Annotated in this window: 4 protein-coding genes; all 4 read right to left on the bottom strand. The window is 67.7% G+C overall.

The annotated features are described in order from the left end of the window. A partial coding sequence (locus NGF19_RS30145) for a 3-oxoacyl-ACP synthase III family protein (protein WP_252429098.1) occupies nt 1-782 on the bottom strand: 782 nt, incomplete at its 3' end. 234 nt (nt 783-1,016) lie between these two features. Further along, a complete protein-coding gene (locus NGF19_RS30150; protein ID WP_252429096.1) occupies nt 1,017-2,942 on the bottom strand; it encodes an anthranilate synthase family protein in 1,926 nt (641 codons plus the stop codon). Further along, nucleotides 2,939-3,568 (bottom strand): isochorismatase family protein, encoded by a 630-nt coding sequence (locus NGF19_RS30155; protein WP_252429097.1) that lies wholly within the window; start codon nt 3,566-3,568, stop codon nt 2,939-2,941. Before NGF19_RS30155 ends, NGF19_RS30150 begins: the two co-directional genes overlap by 4 nt. A gap of 120 nt (nt 3,569-3,688) precedes the next feature. Then, nucleotides 3,689-3,857: SDR family oxidoreductase (locus NGF19_RS30160; protein WP_252429099.1), on the bottom strand; the 169-nt coding region annotated here is incomplete at its 5' end.

The following is a 3,857-nucleotide window of genomic DNA, read 5'->3' on the forward strand; positions in this document are numbered from 1 at the left end:
GTCGAAAGATCCTCCAGCATCCGCCCATTCGCCTGATGCGGCACGAAATGATCCACATCCGCCATGCTGAATCCAGCATCACCGACAAACGCATCAATCGCCGGCGTCACCGTGGCATCCACGAACTCACGCACCCCACGGCCATTCATCGCGAAGAAATGCAGCCCCTCCGCAAGAGTCCGCTCACTCGCCGGAAGACGACTCCCACCGGCAGGAACCTCGATCAGATCCCGCTCAGCACCAAATCCTGCCAACCGTCCCGCCAGCAACCCACGCCCAGAACGGCCCGGACCCAACACCACCGCACCCGCGCCATCCCCGAACAGAATCGCCGTCCGGCGATCAGCGGGATTCAGAATCCGCGAATACACATCCGCACCGATGACCAGCGCATACGAACCATCCGAACCAGCAAGCACACGCTCGGCAACACTCAACGCGAACACGAAGCCACTGCAGACCGCATTCACATCGAACGCCGCAACACCATGGCCCGCACCCAGCAAGTCAGCCACCGTACTCGCCGTCGGCGGCTGCGGCTGATCCGGAGTCGATGTCGCCACCACAACCAACGACAACTGACCCGCACCAACCCCCGCAGCCTCCAACGCCGCACGCCCCGCAGCCACTGCCAGATCCGACGTCGCCTCATCCGCCTTCACCCGACGTCGCGCACGAATCCCTGTCTTCCGCCAGATCCACTCAGCCGACACACCCGCAGCCGCACCCACCTCCTCATTCCCCACCACATGAGACGGAAGGCACGACCCCGTACCCAACACCGCAACCCCACCAACACCACCACCAGGGCCACGACCAGGAACAGGACCAGGAACACGACCAGACCCCACTACACCCGTACTGATCACCGAGTCACCCTCCCTCACCAGAACCGACCTGTCCGCGCAAGCAGATAGTCCCCACCCCGCCCCACCCACGGCAAAGGCCGACCACCAAACCCGTCAGGTCGCCCGGGAGTACGTCACATGGCGGTCGGCGCTGGTCGCCTCGACAGGTCAGGCGGCCCGGGTCAGGGGGGCCGAGGTCAGTAGGTCGCGTACCAGGTGGCCGGTGATGCCCACCCCGTTCTGCGTGAGCACGGACTCGGGGTGGAACTGCATCGACGCGAAGTGGCTTCCGCGCAGGGCGTGCACCTCGTCGTTGTCGGGGTCGCGGGCGACCTCGATGACGCCGATGCCCGCCGCCTCCGTCTTGTCCTCGGCGCACGAGGCCGCGAACGTGTTGTAGAAGCCCACGCGTTCGCGTCGGCCGAAGAGGTCGATGTCCCGTTGGACGCCCTGGTTGGGTACGGTCCTGCGGACCAGGTCGAGGCCGAGTCGGCGGCTGAGTACCTGATGGCTGAGGCAGATCGCCAGGAACGGTCGGCGTGCCGACAGGAGACTGTCGATGGCCCCGTCCAGATGGGCGATCTTGGGGTGGCTCAGGTCACGTGGGTCACCGGGGCCGGGGCCCATCACCACCAGGTCGTGGCCGTCGAGATCGTACGGTTCGTCGAAGCGTCGTACCGTCACCTCCAGGCCCAGCGAGCGTAGTTGGTGTCCGATCATCGACGTGAAGGTGTCCTCGGCGTCCACCACGAGCACCCGTCGGTCGGCCAAGGGGGAGGACTGCTCGGTGTACGGCATCTGCGGCGGGCCGTCGGCGAGCCAGAACCCGGCGATGGTGTCGTTGCGCCGCTCCAATGCCTGCCGTACCTCAGGGTGGGCGGCGAACCGGATCGGCCCCTCGCCCTCCAGCGCGGCCAGCAGCCCGGCGGCCTTGGCGCGTGTCTCGGCCACCTCCGACAGCGGGTCGGAGTGACGCACCAAGGTGGCTCCGACACCGATGCGTACCCGCCCGCCGGCGTCGATGTCGGCGGTACGGATACAGATCGCCGAGTCCAGGAACGCCCCGCCCGCCGCGTCGCGGCCCATCAGGGCGAGGACTCCGCTGTAGTAGCCGCGGCCCTGCTCCTCGTACCGTTCGATGACCCGGCAGGCGCTCTCCAGCGGAGAACCGGTGACCGTCGGAGCGAACAGGGTCTCGCGCAGGATGCGGCGCGGATCGCTGGTGGTGTGGCCCTCGATGAAGTACTCGGTGTGGGCCAGGCGCGCCATCTCCTTGAGGAAGGGGCCCCGCACCCGGCCGCCGCCGGGGCAGATCCGGGCCATCATCTTCAGCTCCTCGTCCACCACCATGTACAGCTCGTCGGCCTCCTTGCGGTCGGCGAGGAAGTCCATCACTTCCGGCAGGGTGGGACCGGAGGCCGGGTAGCGGTAGGTGCCGCTGATCGGGTTCATCACGGCGGTGCCGCCGTGCACACTGATATGCCGCTCGGGGGTGGCACCGACCAGGGTGCGCTCGCCGGTGTGCACCAGGAACGTCCAGTACGCTCCCTTCTCGCGTTCCAGGAGCCGTTTGAAGAAGGTCAGCGCGGTGCGCGGGGTGTAGTCGGTGATGTCGACGGTGAAGGTCCGCTTGATGACGAAGTTCGCGCCCTCACCGGTACCGATCTCGTCGGTGATGATGCGTCGTACGGTCTCGGCGTAGGCGTCGTCGTCGACGTCGAATCGGGCGCCCGAGGTGCGGAGGGGTTCGTCGGGCAGTCGCTGGAGCACCATGGTCACATCGGCGGTCTCCTGGCCGGTCACGCCCATCGCCACCAGGGGAGTGCCGTCGTCGTGGCCGTGGAAGCCGCGCTCCGCGATCTGCCGGTAGGGCACCAGGGCGAGTACCTCGTGTCGTGGTGCCCCGGTGGCTTCGGATGGTTCCGGTAGCGCTATGTCCTCCAACGTGTCGGGGTACGACACCTCGCCCACGAGGATGTCGAGCACACCGGTGCCCGCCGCCTCGGGGCGGTGCAGCAGGGCGAACGGGGGAGGGGTGGGGCCGAGGATCTCGTCGAGCAGACTGCCCGTGCGCGGCGGCCGGGTACCGGTCATGCGAAGACCTCCTTGGCGGTGGTGACGACCGCGCAGCGCGCGGCGGCGTACTCGAGGGCCATGCGGTGATGGTCCGGGGTGAAGTCGGCGACGGCGTCGGCGATCATGAACGTCTCGATGTCGTGGCTGAACGCCTCCACGGCGGTGATCATCACGCCGACGTGGGCGTAGATCCCGCACACGATCAACTGGTCACGCTGGTGGAAACGCATCCGGGTCAGCAGGTCGGTGTGATGGAACGCGCTGTAGCGCCACTTGGTCACCAGCCAGTCCCCGTCACGCGGGGCGAGGGCGTCGACCACGGCTCGGTCGGCGGGGGCCGGCCGCATGCCGGGACCCCAGAAGTCCTTCAACAGGCCCCGCTGGTGGGCACTCATGCCGCCGGGCTGGGCGGTGTAGGCGACGGGAACGCCGAGTTCGGCACAGCGCTCGCGCAACACGACCGCGTTCTGCACGAGTTGGCTGCGCAACGGCTCGGGGAACGGCTTGAGGAAGTAGCGCTGCATGTCGTGGATCAGCAGCACCGCGCGCGCGGGGTCGGGGGTCCAGGGCGCGGTGGTCGCCGGGAGCTCCGTCGACGTGGGCAAGGGGTACGACTCGATGGGTGGAAGACCGGGACCAGCCATGGTGGTGGGATGTCCTTTCACATCGATACATACGGAAGGGCAGCGCCTCACATATGGAAGGGGAGCGGCGCGTATACGGAAGGGCAGCGCCCCTTGAGGGGAACGGTGCTCAAGGCGTGCTCACGCGCCGAGTGCGGCGCCGCCGTCGACGGTCAGGGTGTGGAGGGTGATGTGTGAGGCCTGGTCGGAGAGGAGGAAGGCGACCGCGTTGGCCACATCGGTCGGTTGGGCTAGTTTGCCCAGGGGGATGCCGACACGGAACGCGTCGAGGTTGCCGGTGAGGGTGGCA

Source organism: Streptomyces macrolidinus (assembly GCF_023887685.1).
GTDB lineage: Bacteria > Actinomycetota > Actinomycetes > Streptomycetales > Streptomycetaceae > Streptomyces > Streptomyces macrolidinus.

Coding starts and splice junctions, on each gene's coding strand:
- NGF19_RS30155 (WP_252429097.1), bottom strand. CDS start 3,568: ATGGCTGGTCCCGGTCTTCCACCCATCGAGTCGTACCCCTTGCCCACG.
- NGF19_RS30150 (WP_252429096.1), bottom strand. CDS start 2,942: ATGACCGGTACCCGGCCGCCGCGCACGGGCAGTCTGCTCGACGAGATC.